Annotated in this window: 1 pseudogene; it reads left to right on the top strand. The window is 57.1% G+C overall.

Annotated elements, in window-relative coordinates:
* Positions 1 to 555: pseudogene (locus tag FHC49_RS14970) on the top strand (IS3-like element ISSen4 family transposase); the annotation flags it as partial.

Here is a 555-nt window from a genome sequence, read left to right as displayed (position 1 = left end):
CTGGCGTAAGAAGTATGGCGGTATGGAGGTGCCTGAAGTTAAGCGCCTGAAGTCGCTTGAGGAAGAGAACGCCAGACTCAAGAAGCTGCTTGCCGAAGCCATGCTGGATAAAGAGGCGCTTCAGGTGGCTCTTGGGCGAAAGTACTGACGACAGACCAGAAGCGGGAAGCCGTGATGTTGATGTGTGATGCGACCGGTCTGTCGCAACGTCGTGCCTGCAGGCTTACAGGTTTATCCCTGTCGACCTGCCGCTATGAGGCTCACCGTCCGGCTGCTGATGCGCATTTATCAGGGCGCATCACTGAGCTGGCACTGGAGCGCAGGCGTTTTGGCTACCGTCGTATTTGGCAGTTGCTGCGCCGTGAAGGGCTTCATGTTAATCATAAGCGCGTGTACCGGCTTTATCACCTCAGTGGCCTGGGCGTAAAACGCAGAAGACGTCGTAAAGGGCTGGCAACAGAACGTCTGCCGCTGCTCCGTCCGGCGGCGCCCAATCTGACCTGGTCGATGGATTTCGTCATGGACGCACTTTCCACCGGTCGCAGGATCAAGTGT

It is taken from the genome of Kluyvera sp. EC_51, assembly GCF_019584505.1.
GTDB classification, from domain to species: domain Bacteria; phylum Pseudomonadota; class Gammaproteobacteria; order Enterobacterales; family Enterobacteriaceae; genus Kluyvera; species Kluyvera sichuanensis.
This window is presented reverse-complemented; position numbering and strand designations above follow the sequence as displayed.